This is a genomic window from Pedobacter alluvionis, from assembly GCF_003664035.1.
In the GTDB taxonomy this organism is placed as follows: domain Bacteria; phylum Bacteroidota; class Bacteroidia; order Sphingobacteriales; family Sphingobacteriaceae; genus Pedobacter; species Pedobacter alluvionis.
Map to the genome: position 1 here is coordinate 82,531 of NZ_RCCK01000011.1, position 17,504 is coordinate 100,034.

The window sequence follows — 17,504 nt, forward strand, 5'->3', positions numbered from 1 at the left end:
CAGCTTAAAAGGAATAGCATTTTGAGGATACAAAGGTAAAAGATATGCCAACACTAACAAATAGATAAGTGTCCCTTTTTCGAAAATCGCCTCTTTGGGTTCCCGAATGTCCAATATGATAGCGTGAAGGATCGGATAAATCAACCTGGCTTGGGCCATCTCCAACAAGCACAGGGTTAACCGGATAACGGCCACTTACATCATCAATATAATCGGTAGTCGGTGTTCTATAACCCAATTCGGTAAAAACGCTCCAGGTACCTTTGTAATTGTATCTTAATCCCACACCATACGGAATGGTTAAAACTTTGTTATTATAGTCTTTTTCCTGGCCTTCAGTTTTTAGTTTATCTAATCTGTACCTTTCGCCATTAACTTTTACAGTCGGTTTAAACATCAGTAAACCCACTCCCGTAAACAGGTACGGCGTAAATTGACGTGTTCCGCCACCAATGCTAAAATTAAAAAAATTAAAATCGATCAGGCCGCTAAGTTCGTTCAGTGATGTTTTAAAACGCAGGTTTCTTTCGCGGAACTGCTCGTTGCTGGAATAGGAATCATCAGCTTTTATCTGCCCGAAAGTATAATTTAAACGGACACCCAGGTATTGGTTAAAATTGCGCTTTACATATAATCCGCCAGACAAACCACTGATATATAATGGATTCTCCTGATTAAGATCGCCCATATAACCGGCGCCACCAGCCATGCCCCCAACTTCCCAGGAAGGTTGACCAATCACTTCACGCTGTGCATGAACGAACTCCCAGCTAAAGATGAGAAAGAGGATAATTAATAGCTGTTTGCCTGGCGCCATACTTAGTAGTTACGGGTATCAATGCCCCATAATAATTTATTCCTTAACGTGTTTAAATAGGTTTCATTATTAAGGCGGATAAGATTTACACAGAAATCTGCCTTTTTTATGCTAATTTTTACTGAACGCTCTACGGTGACGGTTCGGCTATCGCACGAAACCAAAAATTTCGATTCGCGTGCTTCTACCTCAAAAGAGAGTTTATTATCATCTGGTACAACCACCGGCCTTACATTTAAGTTATGCGGTGCAATGGGTGTAATTACAAAATTTTCAGAATCGGGATAAATGATTGGGCCACCACAGCTTAAAGAGTATGCTGTAGAGCCTGTTGGGGTAGCTATAATTAATCCGTCGGCCCAATAAGAGTTGATAAACTCGTTATTCATTGAAGCGTGGATAATCATCATAGCCGAATTATCGCGACGGTGAATGGTAATATCGTTTAACGCAAAGTTTTCTTCACCAAATAAACGATTATCGGATTCTAAGGTTAAAAGTGACCTGGAATCTAAGGTATATTCTTTATTGATCAGCGCATTGAGTGCTGATCCGATTTCGTTTTTGTTAATACTGGCCAGAAAGCCCAGGCGGCCAAAGTTAATCCCGATTACGGGGATGCCCGAATTGCGGATCAAAGATAAGGTATCGAGTAAAGTACCATCTCCACCTAAGCTCAACAATACATCAGCATGGTCTTTGAGTTCGGTATGGTTATGAAAAATAACGGTATTTGATGGCAATTTAATTTTACCATGAAGGGATGTTTTAAATTTAGAATATAAAACAGGCTGAATATGGTGTTCAGCTAAATGATTAAAAACCTCTTGTACATAGGGCAAAACCGTATCATTAAAATCTCTGCCGTAAATTGCAATCCTCATAAAGCAGGTTTATACATTTAAATAGTTCATGAAAGAATCGTAACGCTCCTGCGATCCATCATCAATCTGGGTATTATTGTAAACCTCTTTAACCAGATAATCATATCTTTCGAAAGAGGCTACCAATGAAGTGATTTCTGTTTTATTTACTTTGAGCGTTACTTCCAGGCGTGTGGAATCTTCGAAAGAATTTACATAAGAAGAGAGTACCTGTGCATTATCGGCTTCAACAATCTGTGCAATATGCGCCAGAGAATTATCACGGTTACTAATCTCCAAAACGATAATTCCGCCAGGTTCATTTACGGCATACTGTTCGGCAACAGCATTTACCATATTACTGATCGGAATTAAACCAGCATAATTTTTCTGTTGATCCAGAACCGGAATAACGGTTAATTTTAACTGGCTAAATAACCTGATTACATCATAGGTATGCGCATTACTCAACACAAAAACATTAAGCGTGTTTACAGCGCTATCGCTTAAAAGTGTATCGTGATTATCAATATTTAATAAATCATCTTCAGAAACCAAACCCAATAAAGTTACCTCATTAACAACCGGCAAATGCTTCAGTTTAAAATCGTTCATGCGATCTAAAGCTCTCTGCACCGTATCATCGGTTCTTAGTGATGGAATTGAATCTGATATGATTTCTGCTGCAAACATTTATTTCAACAATATTCTATCTAAAAATTTTTCTAAATAAGCGTTAAATACCTGTGGGTGTTCCATCATAGGCGCATGCCCACATTTTTCAACCCAGTTTAATTCTGAGTTTGGCAATAACTGGTGGAATTCTTCTGCCACTTCCGGCGGAGTAACCTTATCGTTTTTGCCCCATATTAAGGAAACCGGTATAGTAATCTTCGAAAGGTCTTTAGACATATTATGGCGTATTGCCGATTTTGCCATGGTTAAAATACGAATAACCCTTGATCTATCGTTAACCGTTTTAAAAACATCATCTACCAGTTCTTTAGTTGCCGTTGCCGGATCGTAAAAAGTAAATTCTACCTTTTCTTTAATATAATCGTAGCTCTCCCTACGCGGGAAAGATCCTCCAAAAGCATTTTCATATAAACCAGAACTACCTGTAAGTACCAGCGCTTTAACAAATTCCTGATGTGCAACGGTAAATACCAGACCAACATGGCCGCCAAGCGAATTACCAACAAGCACTACCTGGTTTAAATTTTTATATTTTAAAAAACGATGAAGATATCTCGACAATGCTTTTACGCCCAATGTTAAAATAGGGAGGTCGTAAATTGGTAAAATTGGAATAATTACACGATAGCGATCTTTAAATTGTTCGATAACCAGTTCCCAATTGCTTAGTTCGCCCATCAGGCCGTGTAGCAATACCAATGTCTCGCCTGTTCCGGCTTCAATGTATTTAAATCCGTCTTCTTCTATTATCGGGTAAGTCATATCTATTTTAGATGGTATTGTGCTACTAAGTTAGTAGAGTAAAATTAAATTTATGCATTTATATGCCATTTTTCTGAAATAAAATCGAAAACGGTATAAAAACCTATTTTTAGGTATCGGGAAACAAGTATTAAGTATCGAGAAACAAGTATCAAGATACATATTTTATAATAAGCTTCCAGCTTTGGTCTTTCTGCTTTTAGCTTTAAATTAAGCTAGTTTTTCTTTAACAATTTCCGCAATTAATTTACCGTCAGCCTTACCTGCAAGTTCTTTATTTGCCATACCCATTACCTTACCCATATCCTTAACCGATGTAGCACCAGATTGTTTTATTACTGTTTCGATAATTACAGCAACCTCTGCCCTATCCAGCTGTTTTGGTAAAAACTGGTTAATCACTTCAATTTCTTCTTCTTCTACCTGATACAAATCTTCGCGATTTTGTTGCTTATAAATGTCAGCAGATTCGCGGCGTTGTTTAATCAGTTTCTGAAGAATTTTTAGTTCAGTTTCTTCCGTAATTTCTTCTGAAGATCCTTTCTCTGTTTTAGCTAAAAGTAAAGCTGCTTTTATAGCTCTTAAACCTCTTAACTGTGCACTGTTTTTAGCCAACATGGCTTTTTTTATTTCCTGATCTATTGTAGTTGATATCATTTCTTTTAATTGTTTAATTGCTGGATTGCTAAATTGTTAACTGCAAATTGCCAACTGAAAACTTATACTCTATTTATAATCGTTGCGGTAGCCTGTGCGGTTGGCATAATCAGCATATCGTTAATGTTAACATGCTTTGGCCGGCTCACAACATACCAAATGGCATCGGCAATATCGCCGGCAATTAGCGGCTCCAGGTTTTCGTACACCTTTTTCGCCCGGTCTTCATCACCTTTAAAACGTACCACCGAAAATTCTGTTTCTACCATGCCCGGATTAATTTCGGTAACCTTAATACCATAAGGCAATAAATCGATGCGCATGCCTTTACTCAAAGCATCTACAGCATGTTTACTTGCACAATATACGTTTCCATTTGGATAAACTTCTTTCCCGGCAATAGAACCGATATTAATAATATGACCCGATTGATTTGGGATCATCCAGTTGGAAACAATTTTGGTTACATAAAGCAAGCCTTTTACATTGGTATCAATCATGGTGTCCCAATCGTTGGTATCACCTTTATCAATGGGATCTAAACCCTGACTTAAACCTGCATTGTTGATCAAAACATCAACCTTTTTCCATTCTGCCGGCAAAACTTCTAAAGCAGTGGTAAGATTTTCTTTATCGCGCACATCTGCCAAAACCTGTTTAATCGTAATGGCATATTTGTCTTCTAAATGGTGTGCAATTTTAGCCAGGCGATCTTCTCTGCGGGCCAATAATACCAGGTTATAACCTTGTTGAGCGAATATATGTGCACAAGCTTCGCCAATACCAGAAGTTGCACCTGTAATTAATGCGATTTTAGACATTTTTATGAATTTTAAGTCTGGGTAATCCTTTAAGATAACATTCTTGATTTACCTGTATCAGCAAAGGTAAGTTTTTTTGAATTGCAGGGCTATTGAAAAATCAAACTGAATGTTAATTGACGTAATTTCAACTTATCTATCGGGTTGGCATAAACGGTATTGTCGTGCTGAAGCAAATCGTTGGCCGAATACGAAAGTTTTATTTCGGGCGACATTTTAAAATACTCGAAATAAATATCGAAACCAATACCTGTTTCGTACGACAGGTAATTTCTTTTATTTTTTAAAAATTTCTTTACGGCCGCTTCGCCTTCATCGAAGGTTTTCTTTTTCGAAGCTATATCTATAGAATATTTAGCACCACCCAACCAATATACCCTGAAATTGTTCAGCCGGTTCGATTTTACCTTTATGCCTAATGGAAATTCGAACATCGTAGCCTGAACTTTCTTTTCTTCCACCGTTTGGAATGTCGCCATTGGCTCATACTCGTAAGCTACTACCCTATCGCTAAAAATTAGCGAAGGCGTTGCCCTGATATCGAAGTTATCAGAGATCATTCTATTCATTACAAAACCCAATCCAAAACCCTGAGATGGTGGGCTGGAAATAGAATTTAGTGTTGAAGTGAGCGGAACGCCTGAACTTGGATCGTAAGATGGATCAAACGAAGCTGGCACCTCATAAAAAGGAGATCTCCAATTTGGCTTTTTAAGGATTTTGTATTCGGATGAGATATACTGAAAATTAAAACCAAAGCTCCAATCTTCATCATCTATTCCGCCACCCCAATTTTGAGCAAAGGTGGTTGCAGAAACCATAAAAAATGAAAGAATGAGGCTTAATTTTCTGATCATTTGGTTCCTACATATATCGAACTTATTCCAAACGTTAAAATTCTTTGTTTGGTACTTTTAAACCCAACTTTTTCCATCAGGCTGGTAAAATCTTCCCCATCTGGAAAAGCGGCTACCGATTCGGGCAAATAAGTGTAGGCTCGATGGTCTTTAGAAAAAAGTTTTCCAAATAAAGGCAATACCTGTTTAAAATAAAAACTATACAATTGTTTTACCGGGAAAACCTTTGGTTTTGAAAACTCCAGTATCACCATTTTTCCGTCAGGCTTTAATACCCTGTACATATCAGTCAATCCTTTTTCGAGATTTTCGAAATTACGCACACCATAGGCGCAGGTAATGGCATCAAACGTATCATTTTCGAAATGCAGGCCTTCAGAATCGCCTACCTGAACGGTAAAAACTTCATTTAAGCTGCGCTCGTTGATCTTCTTTTTAGCCACATCGAGCATGCCTTCAGAAATATCAACACCAGTTACCTTTTCCGGATGAAGCTTTTTAATGGCTTCAAAAGCAAAATCGCCAGTTCCAGTAGCTACATCAAGCATAATCCTGGGTTGGATGGAAACCAATTCTTTAATGGCTTTTTTACGCCATAATACATCAATCCCTAAAGATAGGAAATGATTTAAAAAATCGTAAGTGCCAGAAATGTTGTTAAACATGGTTGCAACCTGCTCTTTTTTAGTTGCATCTTCTACCTGGTATGGAGTAATATTCTGATTCATGATATGGAGCAAAGATAGAGAAAAGTCGGGAGTCTTTAGTCCGGAGTCCGAAGTCTTTGGTGCAAAGTATTCAGTGTAATGTCAAAAATCATGTTTAAAAAATTATCGATTTGTACTTTAGACTTCCGACTTCCGACTTCGGACTCAAAACCCTACCTTTGCACCATGATTATCAAAACGGCAACATTTGTTTGCAGCAACACCCAGATTTCGGCACTACCGGTACCAACTATGCCCGAATATGCATTTATTGGTCGCTCTAACGTGGGTAAATCTTCATTAATCAATATGCTGGTTAATCAGCATGGATTAGCTAAAACGTCTCAACGTCCTGGAAAAACACAGTTGATTAACCACTTTTTAATTAACGAGGCCTGGTACATTGTCGATTTACCGGGTTATGGTTATGCCAAGGTTTCTAAAACCAGCAGAGAGAAATGGGAAAAATTTATCCGTGCTTATATCACCAAAAGAGAAAGTTTACAATGTGTTTTTGTACTGATAGACAGCCGTTTAGAACCTCAGGGCATTGATATTGAATTTTGCTATTGGTTAGGTGAAAAACAGATCCCGTTTTCGCTAATTTTTACCAAAGCTGACAAACAAGGGATGACTACCACACAGAAAAATGTAGCTGCCTTTAAGAAAAAATTAGGCGAATTTTTCGAAGAGATTCCAGCCACTTTTATCAGTTCTGCCGAAAAAGGGACTGGCAAAGATGAAGTTTTAAATTTCATTTATGAGGTGAATAAAGATTTTGTTGTACCAACAGATTATAAGAAGTTTTAAATGGTTCATTAGTCATTAGTTCATTGGTCAATGGTTTGATAGTTCATAGCCGATAGCCTAAGTTTAGTGGCCAATAGCATGTCTCGAGCTTGAATTAACGGATGATTTTTTAAACCATATAAGCTATGAACCATTTAACCATGAACTGTTAACCGTTACATTCAAACGATTTAACCATTAGCCAAAATAACAAATTAATCAGTTAACCGATTTATACAGTTAACCCTTTCCAATAATGAAAAAATACTTTTCACTCGTATTATTCGCTCACTCCGTTTTTGCGCTTCCATTTGCCATGATTGGTTTCTTTTTGGGCGTAACCACAACAGAAAATCCATTTTCATGGTATAAACTCATTTTAGTTTTGCTCTGCATGGTTTTTGCCAGAAACTCGGCCATGGCTTTTAACCGGTATCTGGATAGAAACATTGATGCAAAGAACCCGCGTACTAAAATGCGCGATATCCCTGCAGGTAAAGTTTCAGCAAATGAAGCATTGATTTTTGTTATCGCCAATTGTGTACTTTTCGCCATTACCACCTATTTTATTAATCCGCTTTGTTTCTATTTATCGCCAGTGGCTTTGTTCGTGGTTTTGTTTTACAGCTACACCAAACGTTTTACTGCGCTTTGCCATTTGGTATTGGGCTTAGGCCTGGCGCTTGCCCCTATTGGTGCTTATATTGCCGTAACCGGACATTTCGCCTTAGTACCTGTACTCTACTCCTTAACCGTATTATTCTGGGTAAGTGGATTTGATATTATATATGCGTTACAGGACGAAGAATTTGATCGTGAAGAAAAATTACATTCCATCCCATCAGCAATTGGCATTAAAAATGCTTTGAACGTTTCGGTGTTATTGCATATATTTTCTGCCACCTGTGTTATTTTGCCTGTGTTTTTTACATCCTTTAGCTGGGTATATTATATAGGTATTGTGTTTTTCTGTTCAATGCTGATTTATCAGCACTTGTTGGTAAAACCAAATGATATCAGCAAAGTAAACAGGGCATTTCAAACCTTAAATGGTTATGCATCGGTGGTATTTGCAGTATGCTTTTTAATAGATGCGTATTTAAGACATAAATAATTGAGTAAATGATTGAATTTTGAATGAGAGAAAATAACATTGCGCCATAAACCATTCACTCCTTCAATCATGCTCTAATTCAATAATTAACTATGATGATAACTAAGAAAATCAGAACATATATCCCACAGGAACTAAACATTACCTGGGAAAATCTGGAACCACTTTTTACTGAACTGCAAAACCGCGAAATAAGCAGCGCCGCTGAGTTAAAACAATGGTTAAAAGACCGTTCGGAACTTGAAGCTGCCCTGGAAGAAGACTTTGCCTGGAGATATATCAGAATGAGCTGCGATACTGCAAATGAAGAATTGGTTAAAAACTTTCAATATTTTGCGACCGAAATAGAGCCAAAAATTTCTCCTTTAGCCAACGAATTGAACAAAAAATTTGTCGAAAGTCCATTTATGGATGATTTGGACAAAGAAAAATATTTCGTGTACAGTCGCGCCATTAAAAAAGCCCTTGAACTTTACCGCGACGAAAACATTGAACTCTTCACTGAACTTCAGGTAAAACAACAGAAATACCAGAGCACTACAGGCGCCATGAGCGTTGAGCTTAATGGGCAGGAATATACCCTGGAGCAAGCCTCCATCTTTATTAAAGATTTAAACCGCGAGGTACGCGAAAATGCCTGGAAAACCATTCAACAACGCCGTTTGGTTGATAAAGATGACTTAAACATTTTATTTGATGAGCTGATTAAGCTACGCAATCAGGTAGCTTTAAATGCTGGCTTTGAAAACTATCGCGATTATATGTTCCAGGCTTTAGGCCGTTTTGATTATAGCCCGCAAGACTGTTACGATTTTGCCAACGCAATTGAAAAGGAAATTGTTCCGATTTTAAAAGAACAGGCTGAAAAACGCCGTGAGGCTTTAGGTCTGGAAGTACTAAAGCCATGGGATTTAGAAGTGAGCATCAGTGGCAAACCAGCGTTGAAACCTTTTAACAACGGCGGAGAACTGATTGATAAAAGTATTGCCTGTTTTAATGCCATTGATGAAAAATTAGGTTCAAAATTGGCAACCATGAAGGAGAATAACCTTTTTGATGTGGAGAGCAGAAAAGGCAAGGCACCTGGTGGTTATAACTATCCTTTAGCAGAAACCGGGGCACCGTTTATCTTCATGAATTCGGCAAATTCGCTGCGCGATTTAACTACAATGGTTCACGAAGGAGGGCATGCGATTCATACCTTTTTAACGGCAAATTTAGAGTTAAACGACTTTAAACATTGTCCATCTGAGGTGGCTGAACTGGCATCGATGAGTATGGAGTTGATTTCTATGGATAATTGGGATGTTTATTTCGACAACGAAGAAGACTTAAACCGTGCTAAAAAAGAACAGCTGGCCGATGTTTTGAAAACATTGCCCTGGGTTGCAGTAATTGATCAGTTTCAACATTGGATTTACACCAACCCGAACCATACCGCGGCTGACCGTGAAGAAACCTTTAAACAGATTTTTAACCGTTTTGGCGCAGGCTTTGCCGATTGGACGGATTTAGAACAGCAGTTTGGAAATGGCTGGCAAAAACAACTGCATTTATTCGAAGTTCCCTTTTATTATATCGAATATGCAATTGCCCAGTTAGGCGCCATCGCCGTTTGGAAAAATTATAAAGAAAATCCGGAAAAGGCTTTAGAACAATATTTGGCTGCACTTGCTTTAGGTTACACTAAACCAATTAACGAGATCTATGAAACTGCAGGCATCAAATTTGATTTCAGCGCAGAATATGTAAAAGAACTGGCAAGTTTTGTAAAAACAGAACTGGAAAAACTGGGATAAGGCAGAAGGTTTTGAGGTAGAAGGCTTTTACCCCTCAATAGGAATATAATAAGGGTCGTGGCATTTTGCCACGACTTTTTTGTTTTTATAACCACAGATAAAAATGATGAACACAGATTAATATTAGTTCTGGTCTTAGCGTCTCGCTAAGACTGAAGTTTAATTCTTTATCATGGGGCATCAATTAGCCTTAGCATCTCACTAAGCATTTTTGCCACGGAAACACAGAGGACACGGAACTAAGCAAGAATGCGGAACCAGCACTTAATTTCACGTTTTTTCCGATAATCAAACCGATGTTTTATCTGCTGTACTAAAATAACAGACCTGATGGAAGTGAAAATCCCTTTTGGGTATTGGATAAATTATTTTTATCAACTATTTCCCAAAAGGATTGTAGCGTACAGCAGGATGGAACCCTTGCCATGAAATACAGACACTGCTCTTCAAAAAAGAATCTTTATTCCAATCACCATAAAAGCATCTTATCTGGTCCTAGCGTCTTAGTTCTTTCCAGGGAAACATAAAAACAGATTTTGCAATAGACGCTTCGACTCCGCTACCGTTGACAGCCCCAATAGAAAGATCGTCATTGCGAGGCACGAAGATAACCGAACGAAGTGAGCTCATGAATGCCTTTAAAAGCAACTGCAAAAATGAATAATCTTAAAGCGCTCGCTACCAGCGATAGTTGTAAGATTGCTTTGTCTGCTAAAAAAAAGCCTTCTTGCAATGACGATTCCTCTTATCTGGTCTTAGCATCTCGCTAAGACTTGAGTTTAATTCTGTCAAATGGCATTAACATCTTGCTAAGCGTTTTTTGTCACGGAAACACAGAAGGCACGGAAATTAAGTATGTAAAAAAATGTTAATTGGGTTAAACATTGTTAAAATCTACCAATTAATGCAACTAATGATCTAGTTTTGTTTAATTCCTAATCAGATAAAAGGAAAAACTAACCATCAGGTCCTAATTAACAATGAAAATATTCGCTCCCTTCTTCACGATACTTGCTTTATTTTGTGTCAATCTGCTTTATGCCCAAACCATAAAAAACCATGTTACAGGAACAGTTGCCTCTAAAAACAACACAAAAATTTTAGCTACGATCACATTTAAAAGTGCAACAGACTCTTCCTTTATCAAAACCGTGACCACTAACGAACAAGGAAATTTTACATTGGATAATTTCCCACCGGGTAAGTGTACAGTAGAAGTTAAATCACTTGGTTATAAAACACTTTTAGAAACTGTAGAGTTAGCGCCAGACAAAACCGATATCAATTTAAGCTTTACGTTACAAGCGGATATAAATGAACTGGAAAGTGTTGTTATTGCTGGCCGCAAGCCTCTAATAAAACGCCATAATGATAAAACGGTGATGAACGTAGAGAACAGTATAGTTTCGACCGGAAATACTGCCCTCGAAGTGCTTGCTAAAATGCCTGGTGTAACGGTTAATCAGGATGGGATAATCAGTATCAGAGGCAGATCTGGCGTCAATGTGCTTATTGATGGAAAATCGACCTATTTATCTGCCGAACAGTTGGCTACAAGGTTAAGATCGTTAAATAGTAACGAAATAAAAACGATCGAACTGATTACCAGTCCTTCTTCTAAATACGATGCTGAAGGAAACGCGGGGCTACTCAATATTCGGTTAAAAAAGAACGCCAGTTACGGTACCAATGGAAATGTTGACTTAGGTTTCGGATATGGCAAGAATCCAAAAAGCGATGCCGGGATATCCATTAACCATCGAAACAAAAACTTTAATATTTTTGGCAGCTTTGCCAATAACAACAATAAAGCCACCGAAAACCTGGACATTTTGAGGGTAGTAAATGGCAGCGATCAAAATACCTATTTCCATCAATTGAATACACAGACCAGATCCACACATAACAACAATTACAAAGCCGGGATTGATTATTTCATCAACGATAAAAACACTTTAGGTTTCCTCGCTACAGGTTATTTTAACAATGGTCAAGATGCATCTAATGGCCTTACCGCTATTGGGCAAAGTTTTACGAAGGTTGATTCCTCTATTGTTGCTGATAACCCCGCAAAGAATAAATACCGCAATCAGGCTTACAACCTCAATTACAAAAGTGTTATGGATACATTAGGTCAGGAATTTTCTATCGATTTAGATTATGCCAAATACCACAGTGAGGAAAATACCATTTATCAAAATTCCTTTTTAGATCAAAATGGCCTGAACTATAAATCGCCGGCCATCTTTAGAAATGCTACCCCATCTTTTATTAAAATCAAGGCTGCAAAAATTGACTATGTACTTCCAATCAGCGCGAAAACTAAATTAGATGCCGGCTTAAAAAGTAGCTGGGTGAGTACAGATAATGATTTTCAATTCGAAAACCTGATTGGAACAGATTGGAAGAATGATGCAGGCAGAAGTAACCGCTTTATTTACGACGAAAACATCAATGCCGCTTATGCAACCCTAAAGCATGAATTTAAATCAACCAGTGTTGAAATTGGTTTACGAACGGAACAAACCAACTCAAAAGGAAATTCGATTAACGACAATAAGATTGTAAAACGCAGTTATTTTGATTTTTTTCCAAGTTTTAACATCAACCAAAGCCTAAATACTAATCATGAAATCGGGTTTTCATACAGCAGAAGGATAGATCGACCTGATTATAAATCACTTAACCCTTTTGTTTATTTTGTTGATTTATATACTTTTAGTCAGGGAAATCCCTTTCTTAACCCGCAGTATACCAATTCTTTTCAACTGGCTTACAATTATAAAAAAACATTAAATATTTCATTGGGATACAGCATCACCAACGACTTAATTATTGACGTTTTACTGCCAGATCATGAGAAGAAAACACTGTACCAAACCGTGCAAAACCTCGATAAACAATACGCTTACGATTTAACAATCGGCTATCCTACAACCATTACCAAATTCTGGAGCATGGACAATACACTTACCAGCACCTATAACCAGATCAAAACCGCAAATTTAGGTGATGTTGTATATGACAGAAAGAAAGTGAATTTTATGATCAATAGCAGTCACACTTTTAGCCTAAGCCCGTCAACATCAGCAGAACTTTCAGCAGAATATGCCTCTTCGCAGATTTATGGCACTTATGCCATTAAGCCCTATTATGGAGTGGATTTTGGAATCAAAAAATCATTCCTCAATAAAAAACTCAACGTTAAACTTGCGGCCAATGATGTTTTCGATACCAGAAAAGCAAGAATCAGCAGCGCACTTTCAGGTTTAGATTATAACCTCACGCAAAAACAAGAAAGCAGGGTTTACAGACTCAGTTTAAATTACATTTTTGGCAGCAGCAGTATTAAAGGTACCCGAGAGCGAAAAACCAGCGTAACTGATGAGCAAGGCCGGATCAAATAATAAATTACACTTCATCTTTTTTTCGAATCCTCAGAATAATAAACATCACTAAAACCGATATTAGGATCATGATCAGATAACTGTAGCTCAAGTTACGTTCATCTTTAGCAGGAATCAGGTTTACGATACCATAACTCAAAAATGAAACAATTACATAGGTAATCCCTCCTGTTAAGCCGCCTGCAATGCCTGCATTTTTCGGGAATTTGCTCAGACAGAAAGTAAAGTAATTATTAAAGGTAAAGCCTGCTCCGACATGGATCAAAAAAGCAAAGAAAATTAACGACCAGATATTAGAAACAAAATTTAAGCTTACAATCATCAGGACTACAAAAGCTACCTGAAACAACGAATTGATCATTAATCGTTTAAAAAAAGGTTTATTAATGGTGGCCTTGCCAATAAAACCACCAACCATCCACGCAAAACCTAAAAATAAGGAACTATAACCTGCAATAACCGGCGAAAAATTAAAGTGGTGCTCAATAATAAACGGACCGGTCATGTTGTAAACCATCACCATACAATAGGCTAAACCCAACATCACGATACCCAGTGTAAAACTTGTTGTTTTGATCATTTCGATATAAATACCGGTGATTTTTTTCAGTTGAAAAGCGGTAAAGTGCTTTAGTGTTTCGCCACTAAACAACAACTCCAGAACCGCAAAAACAAGTGCAAAACCAGCTAAGAAATAGAAATTAGATTCCCAGCCAAATGCTGTTTGCAAGTAACCACCAATAAAAGGTGCTACAATTGGTCCGGTAGACCAGATGATAGAAAACAGACTGAGGTAGTTTTTTAACTGATCGCCTTCGAAGAGATCGACAAAGTATGCCCTTTTAGCCACCACAATTGCACCTACAGTAAGTCCGTGGATAACGCGCATTACATAAATGAGATAAATGTTATGGGTTGTGGCAATAACAATACTTGCCGCTGCAAAAATCAATAACGCATACAGGCAGATCTTATACCTGCCAAAGCTATCGAGCACGCTCCCGATAAAAAGTTGCGAAACACCATAGCTAATTAAAAAAATACTTAATGTAAGTTGAACCTGAACACTGCTTACCTGCATTTCGCCTGCCATAGTTGGTAACGAGGGGATGTAAATATCGGTAGCAAAACCTGACAATGGAATTAAGGCAAAGGCCAGTAAAGTAGCTAAACCCTGGTGACGTTCCTTAATGTATTTTATTTGTGCTGTATTTGAATTCATATTGGTACTATAATCGCATATAAATATTCCAATCAAACATCTATTTCCGCGTTCTTAGTTATCTGATTGATTATTGACTGCAAAAATAAGACTTTCACCCGCCCTAAAATTATGCAAATCAAACAAAGGATTATTCATGGCAAATAATTACAAATTTTTACTTTAATCTAATAAATACCACTTTTTAAGACGTCATTTTAATGTAGGAACTTAGTGTATTGAAAATTATATCCTGCTTTAAACGTTTTTAACCAAACTTTTTATAAGTTTGAGGAAACAAGCAAACAAAAGATGTTCGAAAAGCTATTCAGAAAGAAATCTATTTCCAAGATATTAAAAGATGCGGCAAACGGCTATGGCGACCACGAAAATACATTACATAAAACACTCGGTGTACGCGATTTAACAGCTTTTGGAATTGCAGCAATTATTGGAGCAGGAATTTTTAGTACGATTGGCAAAGCAAGTGCAGACGGCGGTCCGGCGGTAATCTTTTTATTTATTTTTACAGCGGTAGCCTGTAGTTTTGCAGCTTTTGCTTACGCAGAGTTTGCTTCAATGGTACCTGTTTCTGGTAGTGCCTACACTTATTCTTATGTGGCCTTCGGAGAATTGGTGGCCTGGATTATCGGATGGTCGCTCATTATGGAGTATTCCATCGGTAATATTACTGTGGCGATATCCTGGTCTGATTACTTTACCGGACTACTTTCTACCATAAAAATACCGCCGCTCGGCATAGATGGCATCCATGTACCCGATTGGATGACAATGGACTATTTAAGCGCTTATAACGGACATAAACATGCTGAAGCACTATTGGCCGCCGGCAAAAACCTGGCAGATTTAGATCCGGCTACAGCTTTAGCGAATAATGCATGGCTCACCGCTCCAAAAATCGGTAGTTTTCACATCGTTGCAGATATCCCTGCCTTAGGCATCATTATTTTAATTACCTGGTTAATTTATCGTGGCATGAAAGAGAGTCGCAATGCCAGCAATGCCATGGTTGTGGTTAAGCTTGCCGTAATTCTTTTGGTATTGGCAGTAGGTATATTTTATGTAGATACAAAAAACTGGGATCCATTTGCGCCTAATGGTGTTGCAGGAGTTCTAAAGGGCGTTTCGGCAGTGTTTTTTGCTTATATCGGTTTCGATGCCATTTCTACAACTGCCGAAGAATGTAAAAACCCACAACGCGATTTACCCCGTGGAATGATGTGGGCCATTATTATCTGTACCATCCTTTATGTGGCAATTGCCTTGGTTTTAACTGGTATTGTTAAATCAGACACTTTAGCCGTTGGCGATCCCTTAGCATTTGTTTTTGATCAGATTAACTTAAAATTAATGAGCGGTATTATTGCCGTAAGTGCGGTATTTGCCATGGCAAGTGTACTTTTGGTTTTTCAGATGGGTCAACCACGGATCTGGATGAGCATGAGCAGAGACGGGTTATTACCAAAATCTTTTTCTAAAATTCACCCGAAATACAAAACACCTTCATTTGCAACTATTGTGGTAGGTTTTGTGGTTGCTGTACCATCATTGTTTATGAACCTGACCATCGTTACCGATCTTTGTTCTATTGGAACACTTTTCGCTTTCGTATTGGTTTGTGCAGGGGTTTTAGTATTACAGAATAGGCCTGATGTTCAGCGTGGAAAATTCAAAATACCTTATGTAAACAGTAAATTTATTGTTCCTGTTGTTTTAATCGCGACCATAATTTTTGCATTCACAAAGTATGGGAAAGAAACTAAGGCATTCTTTTTAAATTCGCCTAAAACCATTCAAACCGTAACTTTTGTTACTTCTCTAAGTGGCGATGAACTAAAAATTGTTAAAGAGGAAATTGTTAAAAATGCTGCACCACAAATTCTACTGACAGAAAAAGTAGATGCAGAATCTTATCTAAGTGCATTACCTGCTGATCGTTACGAGCAGTTTATTGCAGCCTCAAAAATACCTGTAGAGAAAAAATACGAAAGTGGCTGGGGTTTATTTAAGCACAAAATCCCAATGTGGATTTTCTTGATTATTTGTGTGGTCATCACCTACTATTGCATTACCAAAAACCTATCATTAATTCCTGTTTTGGGATTGATTAGTTGCTTATATATGATGTGCGAACTTGGAATTTCAAACTGGATCGGTTTCGGCATCTGGCTGGTAGTCGGTTTGGTGGTTTATTTTGCCTATGGTTACAGACATAGTAAACTGGCAAATCCAGAGGTTTAGTTAATGAAATACAATCCTTTAATACATCATCGAAGATCGATCAGATTAAAGGGTTACGACTATTCAAAAGCAGGGGCATATTTCATCACGATCTGCTGTGAAGATAGAATCAATAGATTTGGAAAAGTTTCAGGTGATGAAATGATCTTAAATCAGTCTGGAACTATCGCTTATAACGAATGGGTTAATTTAGCGGAGAGATTTCCGAATTTTGAACTTGATGTTTTTCAGATCATGCCGAATCATATGCATGGCATCATCGTCTTATCAGATCAAACTACTGTTGGGGCGACCCTTACGGTCGCCCAAGAAGAAGACAAAATAAAAATGGCGACCGCAAGGGGCGCCCCGACAATTGCTGACATTGTTGGAGCTTACAAATCAATTGTTTCAAATGCATGTCTGCAGTTGTTCAAATCGCATAATAAAACAATGGGAAAGCTCTGGCAGCGTAATTATTACGAACACATCATTCGTGATGAAAGAGCATATCAGAACATTTCAAATTACATCATCAATAATCCCGGCAAATGGAACGAGGATAAATTCCATTTATAAACAAAAACCCCCTTTCTTGAGTAGAAAGAGGATCGTATTTATTTTTTCTTGATAAATGCCATTGCGGTAATCATCACGAGGCCTAATCCAGATGCGATCATGTAGTTATTCGCATGATCAAGATGGTATATTTTGGCTGCAGGACCTGCTATAAATAGCACGGTACCCAAAATTAAAATCGCAGTCCTCATTTA

The 17,504-nt window shown here is 37.8% G+C and carries 16 protein-coding genes; 6 read left to right on the top strand and 10 right to left on the bottom strand.

The features are described 5' to 3' along the window. Positions 1 to 4: 4 nt before the first annotated feature. The 8 genes from porG to ubiE form a co-directional block, all read right to left on the bottom strand. Complete coding sequence (porG, locus tag BCL90_RS08135; RefSeq protein ID WP_121283545.1) at positions 5 to 817, bottom strand: type IX secretion system protein PorG; 813 nt, start codon at positions 815 to 817, stop codon at positions 5 to 7. 2 nt (positions 818 to 819) lie between these two features. Next, positions 820 to 1,701 (bottom strand): NAD kinase, encoded by an 882-nt coding sequence (locus BCL90_RS08140; RefSeq protein ID WP_121283546.1) that lies wholly within the window; start codon positions 1,699 to 1,701, stop codon positions 820 to 822. Positions 1,702 to 1,710: 9 nt separating this feature from the next. Continuing rightward, a complete protein-coding gene (locus BCL90_RS08145) occupies positions 1,711 to 2,373 on the bottom strand; it encodes a CBS domain-containing protein (protein WP_121283547.1) in 663 nt (220 codons plus the stop codon). Continuing rightward, positions 2,374 to 3,138, bottom strand: a complete 765-nt coding sequence (locus tag BCL90_RS08150) for an alpha/beta fold hydrolase (protein ID WP_121283548.1) — start codon at positions 3,136 to 3,138, stop codon at positions 2,374 to 2,376. It abuts the gene before it with no gap. A gap of 210 nt (positions 3,139 to 3,348) precedes the next feature. Continuing rightward, complete coding sequence (locus BCL90_RS08155) at positions 3,349 to 3,795, bottom strand: GatB/YqeY domain-containing protein (RefSeq protein ID WP_121283549.1); 447 nt, start codon at positions 3,793 to 3,795, stop codon at positions 3,349 to 3,351. 62 nt (positions 3,796 to 3,857) lie between these two features. Then, positions 3,858 to 4,616 carry an SDR family oxidoreductase gene (locus BCL90_RS08160; protein WP_121283550.1) on the bottom strand — a complete coding sequence of 253 codons (759 nt, stop codon included), beginning with the start codon at positions 4,614 to 4,616 and terminating at the stop codon, positions 3,858 to 3,860. A gap of 89 nt (positions 4,617 to 4,705) precedes the next feature. Further along, positions 4,706 to 5,473: a type IX secretion/gliding motility protein PorT/SprT gene (gene porT / locus BCL90_RS08165; RefSeq protein WP_121283551.1), complete on the bottom strand. Its 768-nt coding sequence runs from the start codon at positions 5,471 to 5,473 to the stop codon at positions 4,706 to 4,708. Next, positions 5,470 to 6,201: a bifunctional demethylmenaquinone methyltransferase/2-methoxy-6-polyprenyl-1,4-benzoquinol methylase UbiE gene (gene ubiE / locus BCL90_RS08170; RefSeq protein ID WP_208529801.1), complete on the bottom strand. Its 732-nt coding sequence runs from the start codon at positions 6,199 to 6,201 to the stop codon at positions 5,470 to 5,472. Before ubiE ends, porT begins: the two co-directional genes overlap by 4 nt. A 165-nt stretch (positions 6,202 to 6,366) precedes the next feature. On the opposite strand from ubiE, the gene yihA reads away from it, so the two are divergent. From yihA to BCL90_RS08190, 4 genes are all read left to right on the top strand, one after another. Beyond that, positions 6,367 to 6,990: a ribosome biogenesis GTP-binding protein YihA/YsxC gene (gene yihA, locus BCL90_RS08175; protein WP_121283552.1), complete on the top strand. Its 624-nt coding sequence runs from the start codon at positions 6,367 to 6,369 to the stop codon at positions 6,988 to 6,990. Positions 6,991 to 7,225: 235 nt separating this feature from the next. Further along, positions 7,226 to 8,083, top strand: a complete 858-nt coding sequence (locus BCL90_RS08180) for a UbiA-like polyprenyltransferase (protein WP_121283553.1) — start codon at positions 7,226 to 7,228, stop codon at positions 8,081 to 8,083. Between the two features lie 92 nt (positions 8,084 to 8,175). Further along, on the top strand, positions 8,176 to 9,882 hold the full coding sequence (locus BCL90_RS08185; protein WP_121283554.1) for a M3 family oligoendopeptidase: 1,707 nt from the start codon (positions 8,176 to 8,178) through the stop codon (positions 9,880 to 9,882). Positions 9,883 to 10,862: 980 nt separating this feature from the next. Next, positions 10,863 to 13,289, top strand: coding sequence for an outer membrane beta-barrel family protein (locus BCL90_RS08190; RefSeq protein WP_121283555.1), 2,427 nt, complete (start codon positions 10,863 to 10,865; stop codon positions 13,287 to 13,289). Between the two features lie 4 nt (positions 13,290 to 13,293). Here the strand turns inward: BCL90_RS08190 and BCL90_RS08195 are convergent, their stop codons facing one another. Then, complete coding sequence (locus tag BCL90_RS08195) at positions 13,294 to 14,511, bottom strand: MFS transporter (RefSeq protein ID WP_121283556.1); 1,218 nt, start codon at positions 14,509 to 14,511, stop codon at positions 13,294 to 13,296. A gap of 291 nt (positions 14,512 to 14,802) precedes the next feature. Here BCL90_RS08195 and BCL90_RS08200 point away from each other — a divergent pair, with 291 nt between their 5' ends. Both BCL90_RS08200 and BCL90_RS08205 read left to right on the top strand, forming a co-directional pair. Beyond that, positions 14,803 to 16,752 carry an amino acid permease gene (locus tag BCL90_RS08200; protein ID WP_121283557.1) on the top strand — a complete coding sequence of 650 codons (1,950 nt, stop codon included), beginning with the start codon at positions 14,803 to 14,805 and terminating at the stop codon, positions 16,750 to 16,752. Between the two features lie 3 nt (positions 16,753 to 16,755). Further along, entirely contained in the window at positions 16,756 to 17,310 is a 555-nt protein-coding gene (locus tag BCL90_RS08205) for a transposase (protein ID WP_121283558.1), read from the top strand. A gap of 38 nt (positions 17,311 to 17,348) precedes the next feature. Here the strand turns inward: BCL90_RS08205 and BCL90_RS25625 are convergent, their stop codons facing one another. Continuing rightward, complete coding sequence (locus BCL90_RS25625; RefSeq protein WP_165902738.1) at positions 17,349 to 17,501, bottom strand: hypothetical protein; 153 nt, start codon at positions 17,499 to 17,501, stop codon at positions 17,349 to 17,351. Positions 17,502 to 17,504 lie beyond the last annotated feature (3 nt).